This is a genomic window from Oribacterium sp. oral taxon 078 str. F0263 (assembly GCF_000469565.1).
In the GTDB taxonomy this organism is placed as follows: domain Bacteria; phylum Bacillota; class Clostridia; order Lachnospirales; family Lachnospiraceae; genus Oribacterium.
Map to the genome: position 1 here is coordinate 7916 of NZ_KI273114.1, position 699 is coordinate 8614.

Annotated in this window: 1 protein-coding gene and 1 pseudogene; both read right to left on the reverse strand. The window is 56.5% G+C overall.

The window, feature by feature from the left end:
• A partial coding sequence (locus tag HMPREF1986_RS05935; protein WP_021773881.1) for a ketopantoate reductase family protein occupies nt 1-226 on the reverse strand: 226 nt, incomplete at its 3' end.
• A gap of 93 nt (nt 227-319) precedes the next feature.
• Nucleotides 320-699, reverse strand: a pseudogene (locus HMPREF1986_RS05940) (cyclase family protein); the annotation flags it as partial.

Consider the following 699-nt stretch of genomic DNA (forward strand, 5'->3'; position numbering starts at 1 on the left):
TCACGAAGAGGATCACAAGGTCCATCTCCGGGAGTCCCTCCGCGCTCAGAGACGCCTTCGGGCGGTAAAGCCTGCTGCCCCCCTCTTCCTCGATAAGGAGTCCCTCCTCCCGGATCCTATCCACCAGCTCGCTTCGGCTGTCGATGAGCCAGACCTCGTTCCTCTCTGACAGCAGTCCCCCGTAGACAGAGCCCATCGCCCCCGCGCCGATCACCGCTATCCGCATGGAAATCCCCCTCCCTGTAAGATCATATATTTCTCCGCCGCATCCCCGGGTCGGACCGCTCTTTTTCCTTTCCCGCGGATCTCTTATGGCCTCTTAGGAAAACTCCGCGAGTCCCTCGATCGCATAGGCATGGACCGGACTGGAGTCCAGTCCCTTGATCGGAAGCGCCGTAAAGGAGAGGAAGAAAACATCCCGTTTTAATTCCTCCAGATTTTTCAGCACCTCGATGAAAATGATGTTCTCCGCGAGCAGGATATCATGGAAGGGCTTCACATCCTCATTGCAGTTCTCTATGGAAACCCCGTCCCCGAAGCCGACCGCCTTTACCTTCCTCTCGCGGAACCACTCCGCTGTCTCCGCATTGACAAAGAGCCTCTTGTCGAGCTCGGTATTGCTGTCCTTTGTGAACGGATTCAGCTTATAGGAGGAGTCGATGATGGCAAAATAGCCGCAGAGCGACAGCTCCTGCTCGA